Origin of the sequence: Arthrobacter sp. V1I9, assembly GCF_030817075.1 — a bacterium.
Lineage (GTDB): Bacteria > Actinomycetota > Actinomycetes > Actinomycetales > Micrococcaceae > Arthrobacter.
The window spans coordinates 1,026,570-1,043,941 of the sequence record NZ_JAUSYU010000001.1; the positions used below are offsets into that span (position 1 = coordinate 1,026,570).

The following is a 17,372-nucleotide window of genomic DNA, read 5'->3' on the forward strand; positions in this document are numbered from 1 at the left end:
CGTCAAAGACGAGAGAAGGAAAGCAATGGAAGCCAAGGCAATTGCGCGCCACATCCGCGTAACGCCTATGAAGGCCCGGCGCGTCGTCAACCTTGTTCGTGGTTTGCAAGCGAATGAGGCTCTGGCAATTCTGAAGTTTGCCCCGCAGGCAGCTTCGGAGCCGGTATTCAAGGTAGTTCAGTCGGCAATCTCCAACGCCCGGGTCCTCGCGGACCGTGACGGCGTTGCGTTTGACGAAGGCGACCTCATCATCAGCGAAGCGTTTGTTGATGAAGGCCCGACCATGAAGCGGTTCCAGCCGCGTGCCCAGGGTCGTGCATTTCAGATCAAGAAGCGCACCAGCCACATCACCGTGGTAGTCGCTACCCCGGAGAAAGAGGAGGCTCGCTAAGTGGGACAGAAAGTAAACCCGCACGGGTTCCGACTCGGCATCACCACCGATCACGTATCGCACTGGTTCGCTGACAGCACCAAGGCCGGCCAGCGGTACAAGGACTTCGTTCGCGAAGACATCCGCATCCGCCAGCTCATGTCCACGGGCATGGAGCGCGCCGGTATCGCCAAGGTTGAGATCGAGCGCACCCGTGACCGTGTCCGCGTGGACATCCACACGGCCCGCCCGGGCATCGTCATCGGCCGCCGTGGAGCAGAAGCAGACCGCATCCGCGGCGAGCTCGAAAAGCTCACCGGCAAGCAGGTTCAGCTGAACATCCTCGAGGTCAAGAACCCCGAGATGGAAGCACAGCTTGTTGCCCAGGGCGTTGCTGAGCAGCTGACTTCACGTGTGGCTTTCCGCCGCGCGATGAAGAAGGCCATGCAGTCCGCACAGCGTGCAGGTGCCAAGGGCATCCGTATCGCCTGCTCCGGTCGACTGGGTGGCGCTGAAATGTCCCGCTCGGAGTTCTACCGCGAAGGCCGTGTGCCCCTGCACACCCTCCGCGCGAACATCGACTACGGCTTCTACGAAGCCAAGACCACCTTCGGCCGCATCGGCGTGAAGGTCTGGATCTACAAGGGTGACGTCACCGCCAAGGAACTGGCCCAGCAGGCCGCTTCCGCCCCGTCCCGCGGCCGCGGTCCCAGCGACCGTCCGGGCCGTCCGGGTGGCGCTGACCGTGGTGACCGCCGCCGTCGCAACGACCGCCCGGCCGCTGACGCAGCTCCTGCTGCTGAAGCACCGGCAGTTGAGGCTGCACCTGCTGCAGCAGTAGAAGGAGGACAGGCCTAAATGCTTATCCCACGTCGAGTCAAGCACCGTAAGCAGCACCACCCGGGTCGTTCCGGCGCTGCTACGGGCGGCACCAAGGTCTCCTTCGGTGAGTACGGCATCCAGGCCCTGAGCCCGGCATACGTCACCAACCGTCAGATCGAGTCTGCACGTATCGCGATGACCCGCCACATCAAGCGTGGCGGTAAGGTCTGGATCAACATTTACCCGGACCGTCCCCTCACCAAGAAGCCTGCCGAAACCCGCATGGGTTCCGGTAAGGGTTCACCGGAATGGTGGGTCGCAAACGTCAAGCCGGGTCGGGTTCTCTTCGAGATCTCCGGCGTCGAAGAATCGGTAGCACGCGAGGCCCTGCGCCTGGCAATCCACAAGCTCCCGTTGAAGGCACGCATTCTGCGTCGCGAAGGTGGTGAATAGAAATGGCAGTAGGATCCAAGGATCTGGCTCCCGCACAGCTGGACGGTTTCGACAACGAGCGTCTCGTTGAAGAACTCCGCAAGGCCAAGGAAGAGCTGTTCAACCTGCGTTTCCAGTCCGCCACCGGACAGCTGGAGAACCACGGTCGGCTGCGCGCGGTAAAGAAGGACATCGCCCGCATCTACACCGTTCTCCGTGAGCGCGAGCTGGGCATTCGTGCCGAGGTTGCCGCACCGGTTGTGGAAGCCAAGGAAGAAAAGAAGTCCAAGAAGGCAGCAACCAAGAAGGCCGAAAAGGCTGAAACGGTTGAGACCGAGGAGGATGCCAAGTGAGTGAAAAGGACGAGAACGTGACCGAAACTGCTACCGCAGCAACGGCTGAGCAGCGCGGTTACCGCAAAACGCGTCGCGGCTACGTGGTCTCTGACAAGATGGAAAAGACCATCGTTGTTCAGGTTGAAGACCGCGTGAAGCACGCCCTGTACGGCAAGGTCATCCGCCGTACCTCCAAGGTCAAGGCACACGACGAAGAGAACACCGCCGGCATCGGCGACCTCGTTGTCATCGCCGAGACCCGTCCGCTGTCCGCCACCAAGAACTGGCGGCTAGTGGAAATCCTCGAGAAGGCCAAGTAGCACCTGCTGCTTCGGTATCCGGAAACCCCTGCTCCCTTTGGGAGCGGGGGTTTCCGCGTTAACGGCGGGCCGTCACCCCGATCATGCCCTGGTGAGCGCACGACGGCGACGGGCGCCCTTCTGGGGGATTGGCAGGCAGAGTGGGCCCGAGAGGCTGCCGTGCGTAATGCCGTCGTCCGTCTTCCTTCGACGCTCTCTCACTTAACGCAGGTTTCTGGCGGACGCTCTCTCACTTTCCTTGAGAAAGTGAGAGGGCGTCGGCCGAAACGGCGCATCAAGTGAGAGGGCGTCGGCCGAAACGGCGCTACAAGTGAGAGAGCGTCGGCCGAAACGGTGCATCAAGTGAGAGAGCGTCGGCCGAAACGGTGCATCAAGTGAGAGAGCGTTGCTGGAGACCTCACAGGAGCTGATAGGGCGTCCGACGGCGGCAGGCGCCCTTCTGGGGGAGTGGCAGGCAGGGTGGGCCGAGAGGCCGCCGTGCGTAACGCCGTCGTCCGTCTTGCGGGGGAGCGCCGGCGGTGATATGGGGATGAGCGGAAAACGTGCTAAGATTTTGAGTTTGTATGGCGCCTTTCGTGCGCCGACATCAAACCTCGTAAACAAGCGTGCCACAGCATAGTGCCCCCTTGCGCCCAGGATCTCCTGGACCGGATGGGAGCAACTGCTTCTGGCACGGGAGTTTAGGCCTGGTCTGGCAAAATCCAGGCAGGTCAAGAGACACCCCGATCAACCGTTCCGCAAGGCTCATTCCGTAGGAAGATTTTCGGTCTGAGAACCGGCGCGACGCAAGGAGTAGATAGTGATTCAGCAGGAGTCGCGACTCAAGGTCGCCGACAACACGGGTGCTAAGGAAATCCTTACCATTCGCGTTCTCGGTGGATCTGGCCGTCGCTACGCAGGCATTGGCGACGTCATTGTCGCAACCGTCAAGGATGCAATCCCCGGCGGCAACGTAAAGAAGGGCGATGTTGTCAAGGCAGTCATCGTCCGTACCAAGAAGGAACGCCGCCGTGCGGATGGTTCCTACATCAAGTTTGACGAGAACGCAGCTGTGATCCTGAAGGCTGACGGTGACCCCCGCGGTACCCGTATCTTCGGACCGGTTGGTCGTGAACTGCGTGACAAGAAGTTCATGAAGATCGTTTCTCTGGCTCCGGAGGTGCTCTAGTCCATGGCTAAGATCAAGAAGGGTGACCTCGTTCAGGTCATCACTGGCGCCAAGGCTGAGCGCGGCGGCGACCGCGGCAAGCAGGGCAAGGTCCTGCGCGTGTTCCCCGAGACCAACCGCGTGCTGGTCGAAGGCATCAACCGCGTAACCAAGCACACCAAGGTCGGTCAGTCGCAGCGCGGCACCAAGACCGGTGGCATCGAGGTTGTTGAAGCTTCGATCCACATCTCCAACGTGGCTCTGGTTGACCCGTCCACCAAGAAGCCCACCCGCGTTGGCTTCCGCACCGAGACCGTTGAGCGCAATGGCGTTCAGCGCGAAGTGCGCGTCCGCGTGGCCAAGAGCTCAGGGAAGGACATCTAATGACTGAGACTCTCGAGACTCCGGCAACGAAGATCGTTCCTCGTCTGAAGACCAAGTACGCCGAATCCATCAAGAGCACGCTCATTGAGGAATTCAAGTACGAAAACGTCAACCAGGTTCCGCGCCTCGTGAAGGTCGTTGTGAACATGGGTGTTGGAGATGCCGCCAAGGACTCCAAGCTGATCGACGGCGCTGTCCGCGACCTCACCCAGATCACCGGCCAGAAGCCGCAGGTAACCAAGGCCCGCAAGTCCATCGCACAGTTCAAGCTGCGCGAAGGCATGCCCATCGGTGCACACGCTACCCTGCGTGGCGACCGCATGTGGGAATTCCTGGACCGTCTGGTCAGCCTCGCACTGCCCCGTATCAGGGACTTCCGTGGTCTCTCCGGCAAGCAGTTCGACGGTAACGGCAACTACACCTTCGGTCTGACCGAGCAGGTTATGTTCCACGAGATCGACCAGGACAAGATCGACCGCGTCCGCGGTATGGACATCACGGTTGTCACCACTGCCAAGACCGATGACGAAGGCCGCGCGCTGCTTAAGGCGCTTGGTTTCCCGTTCAAGGCCGAAGACTAATCTAACTACGTAAAAGGTCCGGCGGCACGGCTCCTGGCTCTGTTCAGGAAGCAAGTACCGCGGAAACCGTTATGAGGAAGGGCAAGAGCCCACCATGACAATGACAGATCCTGTCGCAGACATGCTTACGCGTCTGCGCAATGCAAACTCGGCATACCACGATTCCGTGTCCATGCCGTACAGCAAGCTCAAGGCACGCGTTGCTGACATCCTCAAGGCCGAAGGCTTCATCGCCGGCTGGAAGGAAGAAGACGCTGAGGTTGGCAAGAAGCTGACCATCGAGCTCAAGTTCGGACCGAACCGCGAGCGTTCAATCGCTGGTGTTCGTCGTATTTCCAAGCCGGGCCTGCGTGTTTACGCAAAGTCCACCAACCTGCCGCACGTGCTCGGTGGCCTGGGTGTCGCAATCCTGTCCACCTCTTCCGGCCTCCTGACTGACAAGCAGGCCGGCAAGAAGGGCGTGGGCGGCGAAGTCCTCGCTTACGTCTGGTAACGGGAAAGGAAGAGAATAATGTCACGTATTGGACGTCTCCCCATCACCGTTCCTGCCGGCGTTGAGGTCAAGGTTGACGGCTCTGTCGTCAGCGTCAAGGGTTCCAAAGGCGAGCTGAACCACACTGTGGCCAGCCCGATCGAGGTTTCCCTGGAAGCAGACACCCTGACTGTCGCCCGCCCGAACGACGAGCGCGCCTCCCGTTCACTCCACGGCCTGACCCGCACCCTGATCTCCAACATGATCGAGGGCGTCACCAAGGGCTACGAGAAGAAGCTTGAAATCGTTGGTACCGGTTACCGCGTTCAGGCCAAGGGATCTGACCTTGAGTTCGCTCTGGGTTACAGCCACCCGGTCAATGTCTCCGCACCGGACGGCATCACCTTTGCAGTTGAGACCCCGACCAAGCTCTCTGTTTCAGGTATCAACAAGCAGCAGGTCGGCGAGGTTGCTGCCAACATTCGCAAGCTGCGGAAGCCGGACCCCTATAAGGGCAAGGGCATTCGTTACGCCGGCGAAGTCATCCGCCGCAAGGTCGGAAAGGCTGGTAAGTAACCATGGCCATCTCAATTAACAAGAAGCGTACGAACAAGAGCAAGTCTGCTTCGCGCAGCCGCCGCCAGCTTCGTATCCGTAAGCGCATCTCCGGTACGGCTGTACGTCCTCGTCTGGTCGTCAACCGTTCCGCACGCCACGTATTCGTCCAGGTTGTCGATGACACCAAGGGCCTGACCGTAGCGAGCGCCTCCACTCTGGAAGCCGACCTTCGTGCATTCGACGGCGACAAGACTGCCAAGGCCAAGCGCGTTGGCGAACTCGTCGCAGAGCGTGCCAAGGCTGCCGGTATCGAAGCTGTTGTCTTCGACCGCGGTGGTAACAAGTACCACGGCCGGATCGCCGCCGTCGCTGACGGTGCACGTGAAGGTGGGCTGTCACTGTGACGGAAGCAAACAAGGAAAAGGACACTGTGTCTGCAGATCAGAAGGCTACTGAAGCCGTAGCTGCCACTGAGACCACTGCTCCCGCAGCTGCCGACGACCGCCGTGGCGGCGCTCGTCGCGGCGAGCGTGGCGACCGTGGCCAGGGCCGCGGCGACCGTGGTGGCCGTGGTGGCCGCGACGGCGGCCGTGAAGCCGAGAAGAGCCAGTTCGTAGAGCGCGTCGTCACCATCAACCGCGTCTCCAAGGTGGTCAAGGGTGGTCGTCGCTTCAGCTTCACCGCACTGGTCGTCGTCGGTGACGGTAACGGCATGGTCGGCGTTGGCTACGGCAAGGCTAAGGAAGTTCCTGCCGCAATCGCGAAGGGCGTAGAAGAGGCCAAGAAGTCCTTCTTCCGCGTTCCCCGCGTTGGCAACACCATCCCGCACCGCGTTCAGGGTGAGGCTGCTGCAGGCGTCGTTATGCTGCGTCCGGCTTCCGCCGGTACCGGTGTTATCGCTGGCGGCCCGGTCCGTGCAGTACTGGAGTGCGTGGGCATCCACGACATCCTCTCCAAGTCGCTCGGTTCCTCCAACGCCATCAACATCGTTCACGCGACCGTTGATGCCCTGAAGCGCCTCGAAGAGCCGGCAGCAGTGGCAGCACGCCGCGGCCTGCCCCTCGACGAGATTGCTCCGCCGGCACTGGTGAAGGCTCTCCTGAATTCGAAGGCAGGTGTCTAGTTATGGCTAAAAACCTGATTCCCTCCGACACCCAGTTGGAGATCACTCAGATCAAGTCCGCCATTGGCGGCAAGCAGAACCAGCGCGACACCCTGCGGTCCCTCGGCCTGAAGCGGATTGGACACACCGTTGTCCGCACCGCCGATGCCGTCACCGTGGGAATGCTCAACACGGTTCCGCACCTGGTAAAGGTAGAGGAGGCGAAGTAAATGGCAGAGAACACTGCTGACAAGGCTCAGAGCGCCGCTGCTGAGAAGCAGAACGCCCTGAAGGTTCACCACCTGCGTCCCGCCCCGGGTGCCAAGACCGCCAAGACCCGCGTTGGTCGTGGTGAGGGTTCCAAGGGTAAGACCGCCGGTCGTGGCACGAAGGGTACTGCAGCCCGCTACCAGGTCAAGGCTGGCTTTGCCGGCGGCCAGTTGCCGCTGCACATGCGCCTGCCGAAGCTGCGCGGCTTCAAGAACCCGTTCCGGGTGGAGTTCCAGGTTGTAAACCTGGACAAGCTCAACGAGCTGTTCCCGGAAGGTGGCACAGTCACCGTGGAGAACCTGGTCGAAAAGGGCGCCGTTCGCAAGAACCAGCCCGTCAAGGTGCTGGGCACCGGCGACATCACCGTCAAGGTTGACGTCACCGCCCACGCATTCTCGGCCAGCGCCGCTGAAAAGATTGCTGCAGCAGGCGGAAGCACCACCGCTCTCTAGAGCCGGTGGGCGCCAAGCCCGTTGTTGACTCCCGGTTTCCGGGGCTTAGGCCCTGGAGACCGGGAGTTTTTCACATCCGCCGGGCGTTTCTTTCCCGCCGCTCATCGCCTTCGCGCTTCCGAGGATTGTTCGCATGGCGCATCCAACCGTTAGACTCGGGTGTTGGGATCCATAGATCCGCATCACACCATTCTTATTTACCACCAGGAGGACGCTTGCTTAGCGCATTTGGCCGGGCCTTTCGCACGCCTGATCTGCGACGCAAGTTGTTGTTCACGCTGGGAATCATCACCATCTTCCGCTTGGGTGCCTTCATCCCCTCGCCTGGTGTGGACTACCAGAATGTCCAGCAATGCTTGCAGAACGGTCAGACCGCAGGTGGCCTGTACCAGCTCGTTAACCTGTTCAGCGGCGGCGCGTTGCTCCAGGTGTCCATCTTCGCGCTGGGCATCATGCCGTACATCACGGCAAGCATCATCGTCCAGCTGCTCCGGGTGGTCATTCCCCGGTTCCAGCAGCTTTACGAAGAGGGCGCGTCCGGTCAGTCGAAACTGACCCAGTACACGCGGTACCTCACCATCGCCCTGGGCCTGCTGAACGCCACCACGCTGGTATCCCTGGCGCGATCCGGGCAGCTCCTGCCCGGCTGCAACCTGCCGATCATCCCGGACAGCAGCGTCATCACCACCATCCTGATCATCATCACCCTGACGGCCGGCACCGGCCTGATCATGTGGATGGGCGAGCTCGTCACCGAGAAGGGTGTGGGCAACGGTATGTCCTTGCTCATCTTCACCTCCATCGCGGCCACGTTCCCCACCTCCCTTGGCGCCATCTGGAGCTCGCAGGGTCCCGGAACGTTCTTTATGGTCCTCGCCGTTGGCCTGCTGACCGTGGCCCTCGTCGTCTTCGTTGAGCAGTCGCAGCGCCGCGTGCCGGTGCAGTACGCCAAGCGGATGATTGGCCGCCGCACCGTGGGTGGTACCAGCACGTACATCCCCATCAAGGTCAACATGGCCGGCGTTATCCCGGTGATCTTCGCTTCCTCCATGCTCTACCTGCCGGGCCTGATCTCGCAGTTCAACCAGCCGCGGCAGGGGGAACAGATCCAGCCGTGGGTTGAATGGATCAACAACAACCTGGTCCGCGGCGACCAGCCGATCTACATGGTGCTTTACTTCGCCATGATCGTGTTCTTCACATACTTCTACGTTGCGATCACCTTCAACCCTGAAGAGGTCTCGGACAACATGAAGAAGTACGGCGGCTTCATCCCAGGTATTCGTGCGGGCAAACCGACCGCCGACTACCTGCAGTACGTGCTTTCCCGGATCACGCTGCCCGGCGCCCTCTACCTGGGCTTCGTGGCGCTGATTCCGCTGGTGGCACTGGTACTGATCAACGCAAACCAGAACTTCCCGTTCGGTGGCACCTCGATCCTGATCATGGTGGGCGTTGGCCTGGAAACCGTCAAGCAAATTGATGCGCAGCTACAACAACGTCACTACGAAGGGCTTTTGCGATGACGAGAATGCTGATTATTGGACCTCCCGGTTCCGGAAAAGGAACGCAGGCGGAGCGGATCTCGGAGCGCCTCGGCGTTGTGGCGATCTCCACCGGCGATATCTTCCGTGCAAACGTAAAGGGCGAGACGCCCCTTGGCATTGAAGCCAAGAAGTACATGGACGCCGGGGACTTTGTTCCGGACAGCGTCACGAACAAGATGGTGCGCGACCGGCTCGGCGAGTCCGACGTCGAAAGCGGCTTCCTGCTGGACGGCTACCCCCGCACCACAGCCCAAGTGGACTACCTCGACGACATCCTCGCCCAGGGCGAAGAGAAGCTCGACGTCGTCCTTCAGCTGACTGCCGATGATGAGGAACTGGTTTCCCGCCTGCTGGGCCGGGCCAAGGAGACGGGCCGGAGCGACGACAACGAAGCCGTCATCCGACACCGCTTGGACCTCTACCATGAGCAAACCGAAGCTGTGGTGGCCAAGTACGCCGAACGCGGCATCCTCACCCAGGTGGACGGCATCGGCCCCATCGACCAGGTCACAGACCGCGTGATGCAGGCCATCAAGGCCGCCCAGGCAGCCTGATTTAGGCAAAGCTTTTCCGAGGCTCCTCCCGGTAAACGGGAGGAGCCTCAGCCATTTGAAAGGAAACACCATGGCCTTTGGCCAGCCCCGCATCGAATACAAGACCAACACCCAGATGCGCACCATGCATGAAGCAGGCCTGGTTCTTAGCCGCGCCCTGGACGCCGCCGTTGCAGCAGCCGTCCCCGGAGTCACCACCAAGCATCTGGACGACGTCTTCGCTGCCGTCCTCAACGAAGCCGGCGCAAAGTCCAACTTCCTCGGCTACCACGGCTTCCCGGCCACCATCTGCACCTCGGTGAACGAGGAAGTGGTGCACGGCATCCCCGGCAGCCGGGTGCTCCGCGACGGTGACATCATCTCGATCGACGGCGGCGCGATCGTCAACGGCTGGCACTCCGATTCTGCCAGGACCGTCATCGTGGGCACCGCTGACCCCGAGGACCAGCGCCTCTCGGACGTTACCCGGGCGGCTATGTGGCGGGGTATTGCGGCACTGGCCGCCGGCAAGCACGTGGGCGACATCGGCGCGGCCATCGACGACTACGTATCCTCCGTGCCGGGCAAGCCGCTGGGCATCCTCGAGGACTACGTGGGCCACGGCATCGGCTCGGAAATGCACATGCCGCCGGACGTGCTGAACTACCGCACCAGCCACCGCGGCCCCAAGATCAGGCCGGGCCTGTGCCTGGCGATCGAGCCCATGCTGGTCCGGGGCAGCATCGACACCGCCGTGCTGGAAGACGACTGGACCGTAGTCACCACGGACGGCCAGCGCTCCTGCCAGTGGGAGCACTCCGTTGCGGTCCACGACAAGGGCATCTGGGTGCTTTCAGCGCCCGACGGCGGCGCGGAGCACCTCGTGCCCCTCGGCGTCACCCCCGTCCCCATCCCGTAGCGACGCGCGATTTCCCCTGCGGCGCGCAAAATCCCTGGCGACACCCGAAAATGGGTGTCGCCAGGGATTTTCTGCGTCGATAGAGATTTTCCGCGTCGCCAAGAAGGGGAAGGGCAGAATGGAGCCTATGGGAGCCATTACTGACGTGCCGGGGATCCGGGTGGGGCACACGCAGAAGTCCGACGACGGCTGGCTCACCGGAGTGACGGTGGTCCTGCCGCCGCCGGGCACCGTTGGTTCAGTGGACGTCCAGGGCGGCGGCCCGGCCACCCACGAAACCGATGCGCTCGACCCCACCACCCTGGTCAGCGCGGTGGACGCCGTGGTGCTCACCGGCGGTAGCGCCTACGGCCTGGCAGCTGCCTCCGGTGCCCAGCGCTGGTGCGAGGAAAATGAACGGGGCTTCGCCGTTCCAGGGGGAGTAGTACCTATCGTCCCGGCAGCTGCAATCTTCGACCTCGGCCGCGGCGGTGACTTCTCGGCGCGTCCGACGGCGGACATGGGCTACGCGGCGATTGCCTCCGCGGCTGCGCAACAGGAGGGGCACGACGTCGAACGCGGCAACGTTGGAGCCGGCACCGGAGCGCTAATCGCCAGGGTCTATAAAGGGGGAGTAGGTACTGCTTCCGTCACCCTGGACAACGGGGTCGTAGTCGGGGCACTGGCCGTGGTGAACGCGCTGGGACTGCCGTTCGACACAACGACCCACAGGGCTTCGGCTGTTAGGGCGGAAGCCAGCAACGGGGCGCCGCTCAACACCACGCTTGTCGTCGTCGGCACCAATGCGATCCTGGACGTGGCCGAGTGCAGGCGGACAGCCTCTGCTGCCCACGCTGGAATTGCCCGGGCTCTAGCTCCCAGCCACACTCTGGCCGATGGGGACACCGTCTTTTGCCTCGCGACGGGTTCAGTTCACCTGGACCGCACGGACGAAGCTGCCCGGCAGATGAGCCTCATTACGCTGCAGAGTGCGGCAGCCGACGTCGTACGTCTGGCCATCATGGATGGAGTGGCCAGTGCTCAAGCCGTGAGCACTCCAGCCGGGGAATATGGTGCGTACGGCGCCTAGTACGTTACTATGGCCGATTTAACTTTTACGGCGATACAGAGTAGTGTTGCTTGTTGGTTGTCTGGACTGCCACGCCCTTTTGGGGCCTGGAGCTGACAATCGATCCAACAAAAACGTTCGTGGTCATGCCCGGTGCAATCCGGCGGGACTGCGGCAACAACAGTTAGCGGAGGGTATGGCCAAGAAGGACGGGGTCATTGAGATCGAAGGCGTTGTGACCGAGGCGCTGCCTAACGCGATGTTTCGCGTTGAGCTCACCAACAAGCACATCGTACTGGCACACATCTCTGGGAAGATGCGTCAGCACTACATCAGGATCCTCCCGGAGGACCGCGTAGTGGTGGAGCTGAGCCCGTACGACCTCACCCGTGGTCGCATCGTCTACCGCTACAAGTAAATTGCTGGGCGGCGTCAGTGCGAGCTGAGCCGCTCCAGTTGACCAACTGTTACACGCAAAGGAATGCCATGAAGGTCAAGCCGAGCGTCAAGCAGATCTGCGAAAAGTGCAAAGTGATCCGCCGTAATGGCCGGGTCATGGTGATCTGCGAGAACCCGCGCCACAAGCAGCGCCAGGGCTAATTTCCTTCTTTGAAGGAAATCCTGGGTTGCTAACCCACGCAAGTAAATAAAAGGCAGCACAAGCTGAATTGGGACGTATGAGCCCGGACAGCTAACCCCCGGTCGGAGGCCGGGGCCGCACAGAACGTGCGGGTGTACTGCTTACGACCTCCGGTTTATTCAAGGAGCACTGCCACTATGGCTCGTCTCGCTGGCGTAGACATTCCCCGCGAAAAGCGGCTGGAAATTGCGCTTACTTACATCTACGGCGTGGGCAAGACCCGTGCACACGAAACCCTGGCTGCCACGGGCATCAGCGCTGACGTTCGCGTCAAGGACCTGACTGATGCTCAGCTGGTTGAGCTGCGTGACTACATTGAAGGCAACTACAAGGTTGAGGGTGACCTTCGCCGCGAAGTAGCAGCAGATATCCGCCGCAAGGTTGAAATCGGCAGCTACGAAGGCCTGCGCCACCGCAAGGGCCTGCCCGTACGCGGACAGCGTACGAAGACCAACGCCCGTACCCGCAAGGGCCCGAAGCGCACCGTCGCCGGCAAGAAGAAGGCCCGTTAAAATCCCGTCCGGGATTAACGGTACTTTCCCCAATAACTTTCTGTAGGAGAAATAATGCCCCCGAAGACTCGTGGCGCGGTTCGCAAGCCGCGTAAGAAGGACAAAAAGAATATCGCGCTGGGCCAGGCGCACATCAAGAGCACGTTTAACAACACCATCGTTTCCATCACGGATCCGAACGGCGCTGTTATCTCTTGGGCTTCCTCAGGTGAGGTCGGCTTCAAGGGCTCACGCAAGTCCACCCCGTTCGCAGCCCAGATGGCTGCCGAAGCTGCTGCCAAGCGTGCCCAGGAGCACGGCATGCGCAAGGTTGACGTCTTCGTCAAGGGACCGGGTTCAGGACGCGAAACCGCGATCCGTTCGCTGCAGGCCGCAGGCCTCGAGGTTGGCTCCATCCAGGACGTCACCCCCGCTGCGCACAACGGCTGCCGCCCGCCGAAGCGCCGCCGCGTCTAAGGCTTTTCCGCCGCATGAGCTTGCCCGGGCCGTTGATGGTCCGGGCAAGCCCAGCGCGTTAAGTCTTCAGACCGAATTTCCACCACCTGTGTTGCGTCATATAGCGGATGCTCGCCGAAAGGAAACCTAAGTGCTCATTGCACAGCGCCCCACCCTCTCCGAAGAGGTAGTCTCCGAAAACCGTTCGCGTTTCATCATTGAACCGCTGGAACCGGGCTTCGGTTACACCCTCGGAAACTCCCTCCGCCGTACCCTGCTCTCCTCCATCCCCGGTGCTGCTGTAACCAGCATCCGGATCGATGGCGTGCTGCACGAGTTCACCACGGTTCCGGGTGTCAAGGAAGATGTCACTGAGATCATCCTGAACATCAAGAGCCTGTCGGTCTCCTCCGAGCACGATGAGCCGGTTGTCGCTTACCTGCGCAAGCAGGGCCCCGGAGTCGTCACCGCCGCGGACATCGCTCCGCCGGCCGGCGTCGAATTCCACAACCCGGATCTGCACATCGCCACGCTGAACTCGAAGGGCAAGTTCGAACTCGAACTGACCATCGAGCGCGGCCGCGGCTACGTTTCGGCAGCTCAGAACAAGTCCGGCGATGCTGAGATCGGCCGAATCCCGGTCGACTCCATCTACTCCCCGGTACTGAAGGTTACTTTCCGCGTGGAAGCAACCCGTGTTGAGCAGCGCACCGACTTCGACAAGCTGATTGTCGACGTCGAGACCAAGCAGGCCATCGCCCCGCGCGATGCTGTCGCTTCCGCAGGCACCACCCTGGTGGAGCTCTTCGGTCTGGCACGTGAGCTGAACACCGCAGCTGAAGGTATCGAGATCGGCCCGTCGCCCACCGACGCTGCCCTGGCAGCCGACATGGCCCTGCCGATCGAGGATCTGGACCTTACCGTCCGTTCCTACAACTGCCTCAAGCGTGAGGGCATCCACACCGTGGGTGAACTCGTTGCCCGCTCCGAGGCTGACCTGATGGACATCCGCAACTTCGGTGCCAAGTCCATTGACGAGGTCAAGGCAAAGCTGGTTGAACTGGGCCTGTCCCTCAAGGACTCGCCTCCCGGTTTTGACCTCGCAGCACGCGCCGCAGCAATCGAAGAGGACGACGCCGCCTTCGGCGACGACGAACTCTAAACCAGACCTTGGCCGCGGGCCGGGCACCATGGTGTGCACAGCCCACGGCTTCCATTTGAGGAGAAACAATTATGCCTACCCCCACTAAGGGTCCGCGCCTCGGAGGCGGCCCGGCTCACGAGCGCCTCATGCTCGCGAACCTGGCAGCAGCACTGTTCGAGCACAAGCGGATCACCACCACGGTGACCAAGGCCAAGCGCCTGAAGCCGTACGCAGAGCGCCTGGTGACCTTCGCCAAGCGTGGCGACCTCGCTTCCCGCCGCCGCGTGCTCGGCCTGATCAGCAACAAGGGCGTCGTCCACGAGCTGTTCACCGACATCGCCCAGGCTGTGGAGAACCGCGACGGCGGCTACACCCGCATCACCAAGATCGGCAACCGCAAGGGCGACAACGCTCCCATGGCTGTCATCGAGCTCGTCCTTGAGCCCGTTTCCGCCAAGCAGGCCGTTGTAGCCGAGGCTACTGCTGCTGCCAAGCGCGATGCAGACAAGGCTGCTCCGGCTGCCGAGGAAGCTCCTGAGGCTGAGGTTGCCGAGACCGAAGCTGCTGAGGCTCCCGTTGCTGAGGAAGCTGCAACTGAAGAAGCTGCAACCGAAGAGGCTCCGGCCGCTGAGGAAGCTCCCGAAGCTCCGGCTGCTGAAGAGAAGGACGCGAAGTAATTCGCTGATTTCCTTCGCATAGACTTGGGTCTATGAACCACCAAAAACCCGCTGCCCCCGTTATGGGGGGCGGCGGGTTTTTGCGTATCCGGCTTGATGTGTCCTACGACGGCGGGCCCTTCAGCGGGTGGGCACTGCAACCCGGGCGCCTCACAGTCCAGGGCGTCCTCGAGGAGGCGCTGCATATGCTGGTCCGGCGTCCCGTCCGGGTGACGGTGGCCGGCCGCACCGACGCCGGCGTGCATGCCCGCGGCCAGGTGGTCCACCTGGACCTCACCGAAGCCGAGTGGCTGGGACTTCCGCGGGGGCACGAGCTCGATCCCGCCGTCGCCATGCTCCGCAGGATGCGCGGCGCACTGAGCCGGGTGCTCGGCGACCTCACCGGGGCAATAGAGGTCCACCGGATCTCACTGGCGCCCCCCGGCTTCGACGCCCGGTTCTCCGCCCTGTGGCGGCGCTACAGCTACCGCATCGCCGACGGCCCCGCCCTGTGGGACCCGCTGGGCCGGTACTCCACGCTGTGGCACAAGAACCCGCTAAATGTTTCCTTGCTGAACGAAGGCGCCGCCAAGCTCCTGGGGCTGCAGAACTTCCTGTCCTTCTGCAAGCCCCGGGAGGGAGCCACCACCGTCCGCGAGCTGCAGCGCTTCGAGTTCGTCCGGGCGGAAGACGGCGTCATTGCGGCCACCGTCCAGGCCGACGCGTTCTGCCACAACATGGTGCGCGCCCTGATCGGCTCCGCGCTGTACGTGGGGGAGGGAGTGGAGGAGCCGGGCTGGCTGCACGAGCGGCTGCTGGCGAAGAAGCGCGACGCCAAGTCCGTGCTGGCGGCGCCGCACCCGCTGGTCCTCGAGGAAGTGGCTTACCCGTCCGACGACGAGCTCCTTGCCCGCGCGGAGCTCACCCGGGCCCGGCGGGAGCACTGAACCAATCGGTTGCTCCGTGGCACTAGAACGACGGCGGCGGACCCTCGGCCGGCAGGGTCAGGGTGAATGTGCTCCCTTGCCCCTGACCGCTGGCGCACGTGATTTTCCCGCCGTGACGCTCCACGATCATCTTGGTGATGGACAGGCCCAAACCGGCCCCAGCGATGGACGCGCCCTTGGCGGACTCTGTGCGGTAAAAGCGGTTAAAGACCCTGGTGGTGTCCTCGCCACTGATTCCCATCCCGGTGTCGCTGACGCTGAGCTGCACCCACTCCTTGGTGCTGTGGGCGCTGATGCTGATGCTCCCGCCGTCGGGAGAGTACTTGATGGCGTTGGACACAAGGTTGTCCAGGGCCTGCCCGATCCGCAGCGGGTCCGCGTAGGCCCACAGGGGCGAGGGAACGTCGGCGGTGAGGAGGATGTTCGCGTGCTCCGCCTGTGCCTGCGCGGAACCGATGCTGGTCTCCACCAGGCTGGCGAGGTCCGTGCGCTTGGGATGGACGTTGAGAGCGGTGGACGCCGAAGCTGACAGGTCCGCCACAAGCGCCAGCAGCCGCTCGGCGTTGCGCTCAACCACCAGCAGGCGCTGTGCCACCTGCGGCGGCAAGGCGGCAACGTCGTCGAGCACCAGGTCCACGTTGCCGATGATGGAGTTCAGGGGCGTCTTGAACTCGTGCGTCACGTTGGAGACAAGCTCCTGGTTGGCCGCCAGAGCCTCCACCCAGCCGGTGACGTCACTGTAAACCACTACGGCACCAGTCAGTTGGCCGTCCTCGCTGACCAGCGGCCGGGCCGCCGTCGTCACGGCCCGCTGCTCCGCTCCCTCTCCAGCCCATACGAGGTAGTCCGCGAAGGACTCGCCAGCGATGGCGCGGCTGATCGGGCGTTTGTCCGGCGGGAGGAGGGTCCGCCTGTCCTGCCCAAAGATCAGCTGATGGCCCTGGCCGGGGACGGCGTCGTCGGCATGGGTCGCCTGGCGGAAGTTCCGTTGCCGGTTGTTGGACACCAGGAGGTGGCCGGAACGGTCGACGGCGGCAATTCCGACGTCGGTGGCGTCGAGGACCGTCATGAGCAGCTTTTCACGCTCCCTGCTCTCGCGGAGCAGCTTCCGGAGCTCCTTGTCCTTCTCCGCCAGCTCGCGCTGCTGCAGCCGGACGTGCACGCTGGCAAACCGGATCGCCAGGGACACGGAGAGCATCATGAGGGGAAAGAGGAAAGTGGTGGTGACGTCCGAGGCCGTCAGGTTGGGGAAGCGTCCCACCAAGGAGGGAACCATGATCAGCATGGGGCCAAAGAAGCTCAGGACCAGGCTGCTCCGGGTGAGCATGCCGGAAGCCGAGAGCCAGATGACCGGGAACACCGCCAGCACTGCCAGGCCCGGGAGAAGGGGAGCTGCCCCGTTTCGCAGCAGCCCGATCGCGACGAAGTCCAGGATGGGGATCAGCAGGTAGGGGCGGTGCATCAGCCGCTCCCACGGAACTACGAGGCAGCCGAGGAAAAGGGCGCCGGACAGCAGGATCCCGGCCAGAAAGAGGGGACTGTTCAACAGCGTTGGCCAGGCGAACGGAGTCGCCACGGCAAGGGCTGCCACGATTAAGGTCAGGGGCAGCTGGCACAGGGCAACCTGGGAACGCGGCCCGAGCCGCTGGAAAAAGCGGGTGGGCGCGCGAGGGAAAAGGCGCTCAGCCATGGATCATGCTCCGGCCGAGCGGGGACGTCGATTCGAATCGGGCCGCGTCTGCGTAC

At 62.6% G+C, this 17,372-nt stretch carries 26 protein-coding genes; 25 read left to right on the forward strand and 1 reads right to left on the reverse strand.

Annotated elements, in window-relative coordinates; all coding sequences use genetic code 11:
* The first annotated feature begins 25 nt into the window (after positions 1-25).
* The 25 genes from rplV to QFZ70_RS04980 all read left to right on the forward strand — a co-directional run bounded on the left by rplV (position 26) and on the right by QFZ70_RS04980 (position 15,626).
* The gene (gene rplV, locus QFZ70_RS04860) at positions 26-391 is read left to right on the forward strand and encodes a 50S ribosomal protein L22 (RefSeq protein ID WP_009358304.1); all 366 of its coding nucleotides are present in this window, start codon (positions 26-28) and stop codon (positions 389-391) included.
* Positions 392-1,228, forward strand: a complete 837-nt coding sequence (gene rpsC / locus QFZ70_RS04865; protein WP_307094342.1) for a 30S ribosomal protein S3 — start codon at positions 392-394, stop codon at positions 1,226-1,228.
* On the forward strand, positions 1,229-1,645 hold the full coding sequence (gene rplP / locus QFZ70_RS04870; protein WP_013601829.1) for a 50S ribosomal protein L16: 417 nt from the start codon (positions 1,229-1,231) through the stop codon (positions 1,643-1,645).
* A 2-nt stretch (positions 1,646-1,647) separates the two neighbouring features.
* Positions 1,648-1,977, forward strand: coding sequence for a 50S ribosomal protein L29 (rpmC, locus tag QFZ70_RS04875; protein ID WP_018760452.1), 330 nt, complete (start codon positions 1,648-1,650; stop codon positions 1,975-1,977).
* Complete coding sequence (gene rpsQ, locus QFZ70_RS04880) at positions 1,974-2,279, forward strand: 30S ribosomal protein S17 (RefSeq protein ID WP_104042537.1); 306 nt, start codon at positions 1,974-1,976, stop codon at positions 2,277-2,279. Before rpmC ends, rpsQ begins: the two co-directional genes overlap by 4 nt.
* Positions 2,280-3,078: 799 nt before the next feature.
* A complete protein-coding gene (rplN, locus tag QFZ70_RS04885) occupies positions 3,079-3,447 on the forward strand; it encodes a 50S ribosomal protein L14 (RefSeq protein ID WP_024366126.1) in 369 nt (122 codons plus the stop codon).
* 3 nt (positions 3,448-3,450) lie between these two features.
* A complete protein-coding gene (gene rplX / locus QFZ70_RS04890; protein WP_104042536.1) occupies positions 3,451-3,810 on the forward strand; it encodes a 50S ribosomal protein L24 in 360 nt (119 codons plus the stop codon).
* Entirely contained in the window at positions 3,810-4,391 is a 582-nt protein-coding gene (rplE, locus tag QFZ70_RS04895; protein ID WP_307094343.1) for a 50S ribosomal protein L5, read from the forward strand. Before rplX ends, rplE begins: the two co-directional genes overlap by 1 nt.
* A gap of 94 nt (positions 4,392-4,485) precedes the next feature.
* Positions 4,486-4,884: a 30S ribosomal protein S8 gene (gene rpsH, locus QFZ70_RS04900; protein ID WP_050054318.1), complete on the forward strand. Its 399-nt coding sequence runs from the start codon at positions 4,486-4,488 to the stop codon at positions 4,882-4,884.
* An 18-nt stretch (positions 4,885-4,902) separates the two neighbouring features.
* Complete coding sequence (gene rplF, locus QFZ70_RS04905; RefSeq protein ID WP_104042533.1) at positions 4,903-5,439, forward strand: 50S ribosomal protein L6; 537 nt, start codon at positions 4,903-4,905, stop codon at positions 5,437-5,439.
* 2 nt (positions 5,440-5,441) lie between these two features.
* A complete protein-coding gene (gene rplR, locus QFZ70_RS04910) occupies positions 5,442-5,825 on the forward strand; it encodes a 50S ribosomal protein L18 (protein ID WP_079596676.1) in 384 nt (127 codons plus the stop codon).
* Positions 5,822-6,544: a 30S ribosomal protein S5 gene (gene rpsE, locus QFZ70_RS04915; RefSeq protein WP_307094344.1), complete on the forward strand. Its 723-nt coding sequence runs from the start codon at positions 5,822-5,824 to the stop codon at positions 6,542-6,544. Before rplR ends, rpsE begins: the two co-directional genes overlap by 4 nt.
* 2 nt (positions 6,545-6,546) lie before the next feature.
* A complete protein-coding gene (rpmD, locus tag QFZ70_RS04920; protein ID WP_028269574.1) occupies positions 6,547-6,753 on the forward strand; it encodes a 50S ribosomal protein L30 in 207 nt (68 codons plus the stop codon).
* Positions 6,754-7,245, forward strand: a complete 492-nt coding sequence (gene rplO / locus QFZ70_RS04925; protein ID WP_307094345.1) for a 50S ribosomal protein L15 — start codon at positions 6,754-6,756, stop codon at positions 7,243-7,245.
* Positions 7,246-7,460: 215 nt separating this feature from the next.
* Entirely contained in the window at positions 7,461-8,771 is a 1,311-nt protein-coding gene (gene secY, locus QFZ70_RS04930; protein ID WP_307094346.1) for a preprotein translocase subunit SecY, read from the forward strand.
* Between the two features lie 5 nt (positions 8,772-8,776).
* Positions 8,777-9,346, forward strand: coding sequence for an adenylate kinase (locus QFZ70_RS04935; RefSeq protein ID WP_307097797.1), 570 nt, complete (start codon positions 8,777-8,779; stop codon positions 9,344-9,346).
* A gap of 70 nt (positions 9,347-9,416) precedes the next feature.
* Positions 9,417-10,244 (forward strand): type I methionyl aminopeptidase, encoded by an 828-nt coding sequence (gene map, locus QFZ70_RS04940; protein ID WP_307094347.1) that lies wholly within the window; start codon positions 9,417-9,419, stop codon positions 10,242-10,244.
* A 127-nt stretch (positions 10,245-10,371) separates the two neighbouring features.
* A complete protein-coding gene (locus tag QFZ70_RS04945; RefSeq protein ID WP_307094348.1) occupies positions 10,372-11,313 on the forward strand; it encodes a P1 family peptidase in 942 nt (313 codons plus the stop codon).
* Between the two features lie 175 nt (positions 11,314-11,488).
* Complete coding sequence (infA, locus tag QFZ70_RS04950; RefSeq protein WP_009358723.1) at positions 11,489-11,710, forward strand: translation initiation factor IF-1; 222 nt, start codon at positions 11,489-11,491, stop codon at positions 11,708-11,710.
* A gap of 68 nt (positions 11,711-11,778) precedes the next feature.
* On the forward strand, positions 11,779-11,892 hold the full coding sequence (rpmJ, locus tag QFZ70_RS04955; protein ID WP_009358722.1) for a 50S ribosomal protein L36: 114 nt from the start codon (positions 11,779-11,781) through the stop codon (positions 11,890-11,892).
* A gap of 177 nt (positions 11,893-12,069) precedes the next feature.
* Entirely contained in the window at positions 12,070-12,444 is a 375-nt protein-coding gene (rpsM, locus tag QFZ70_RS04960; RefSeq protein WP_003803743.1) for a 30S ribosomal protein S13, read from the forward strand.
* A 54-nt stretch (positions 12,445-12,498) separates the two neighbouring features.
* Positions 12,499-12,900, forward strand: coding sequence for a 30S ribosomal protein S11 (gene rpsK, locus QFZ70_RS04965; RefSeq protein ID WP_018769149.1), 402 nt, complete (start codon positions 12,499-12,501; stop codon positions 12,898-12,900).
* 130 nt (positions 12,901-13,030) lie between these two features.
* Positions 13,031-14,041, forward strand: a complete 1,011-nt coding sequence (locus QFZ70_RS04970; protein WP_013601812.1) for a DNA-directed RNA polymerase subunit alpha — start codon at positions 13,031-13,033, stop codon at positions 14,039-14,041.
* Between the two features lie 71 nt (positions 14,042-14,112).
* Positions 14,113-14,700: a 50S ribosomal protein L17 gene (gene rplQ, locus QFZ70_RS04975; RefSeq protein WP_307094349.1), complete on the forward strand. Its 588-nt coding sequence runs from the start codon at positions 14,113-14,115 to the stop codon at positions 14,698-14,700.
* Between the two features lie 32 nt (positions 14,701-14,732).
* The gene (locus QFZ70_RS04980) at positions 14,733-15,626 is read left to right on the forward strand and encodes a tRNA pseudouridine(38-40) synthase TruA (RefSeq protein WP_307094350.1); all 894 of its coding nucleotides are present in this window, start codon (positions 14,733-14,735) and stop codon (positions 15,624-15,626) included.
* A 22-nt stretch (positions 15,627-15,648) separates the two neighbouring features.
* Here QFZ70_RS04980 and QFZ70_RS04985 read toward each other — a convergent pair whose 3' ends face one another.
* Positions 15,649-17,316, reverse strand: a complete 1,668-nt coding sequence (locus QFZ70_RS04985; protein WP_307094351.1) for an ATP-binding protein — start codon at positions 17,314-17,316, stop codon at positions 15,649-15,651.
* Positions 17,317-17,372 lie beyond the last annotated feature (56 nt).

Coding starts and splice junctions, on each gene's coding strand:
- QFZ70_RS04945 (WP_307094348.1), top strand. CDS start 10,372: ATGGGAGCCATTACTGACGTGCCGGGGATCCGGGTGGGGCACACGCAG.
- rplF (WP_104042533.1), top strand. CDS start 4,903: ATGTCACGTATTGGACGTCTCCCCATCACCGTTCCTGCCGGCGTTGAG.
- rpsK (WP_018769149.1), top strand. CDS start 12,499: ATGCCCCCGAAGACTCGTGGCGCGGTTCGCAAGCCGCGTAAGAAGGAC.
- rplO (WP_307094345.1), top strand. CDS start 6,754: ATGGCAGAGAACACTGCTGACAAGGCTCAGAGCGCCGCTGCTGAGAAG.
- rpsM (WP_003803743.1), top strand. CDS start 12,070: ATGGCTCGTCTCGCTGGCGTAGACATTCCCCGCGAAAAGCGGCTGGAA.
- rplR (WP_079596676.1), top strand. CDS start 5,442: ATGGCCATCTCAATTAACAAGAAGCGTACGAACAAGAGCAAGTCTGCT.
- rplX (WP_104042536.1), top strand. CDS start 3,451: ATGGCTAAGATCAAGAAGGGTGACCTCGTTCAGGTCATCACTGGCGCC.
- rpmD (WP_028269574.1), top strand. CDS start 6,547: ATGGCTAAAAACCTGATTCCCTCCGACACCCAGTTGGAGATCACTCAG.
- rpmJ (WP_009358722.1), top strand. CDS start 11,779: ATGAAGGTCAAGCCGAGCGTCAAGCAGATCTGCGAAAAGTGCAAAGTG.
- QFZ70_RS04935 (WP_307097797.1), top strand. CDS start 8,777: ATGCTGATTATTGGACCTCCCGGTTCCGGAAAAGGAACGCAGGCGGAG.
- infA (WP_009358723.1), top strand. CDS start 11,489: ATGGCCAAGAAGGACGGGGTCATTGAGATCGAAGGCGTTGTGACCGAG.
- map (WP_307094347.1), top strand. CDS start 9,417: ATGGCCTTTGGCCAGCCCCGCATCGAATACAAGACCAACACCCAGATG.
- rplE (WP_307094343.1), top strand. CDS start 3,810: ATGACTGAGACTCTCGAGACTCCGGCAACGAAGATCGTTCCTCGTCTG.
- rplP (WP_013601829.1), top strand. CDS start 1,229: ATGCTTATCCCACGTCGAGTCAAGCACCGTAAGCAGCACCACCCGGGT.
- rplV (WP_009358304.1), top strand. CDS start 26: ATGGAAGCCAAGGCAATTGCGCGCCACATCCGCGTAACGCCTATGAAG.
- rpmC (WP_018760452.1), top strand. CDS start 1,648: ATGGCAGTAGGATCCAAGGATCTGGCTCCCGCACAGCTGGACGGTTTC.
- rplQ (WP_307094349.1), top strand. CDS start 14,113: ATGCCTACCCCCACTAAGGGTCCGCGCCTCGGAGGCGGCCCGGCTCAC.
- QFZ70_RS04985 (WP_307094351.1), bottom strand. CDS start 17,316: ATGGCTGAGCGCCTTTTCCCTCGCGCGCCCACCCGCTTTTTCCAGCGG.
- rpsH (WP_050054318.1), top strand. CDS start 4,486: ATGACAATGACAGATCCTGTCGCAGACATGCTTACGCGTCTGCGCAAT.
- QFZ70_RS04980 (WP_307094350.1), top strand. CDS start 14,733: ATGAACCACCAAAAACCCGCTGCCCCCGTTATGGGGGGCGGCGGGTTT.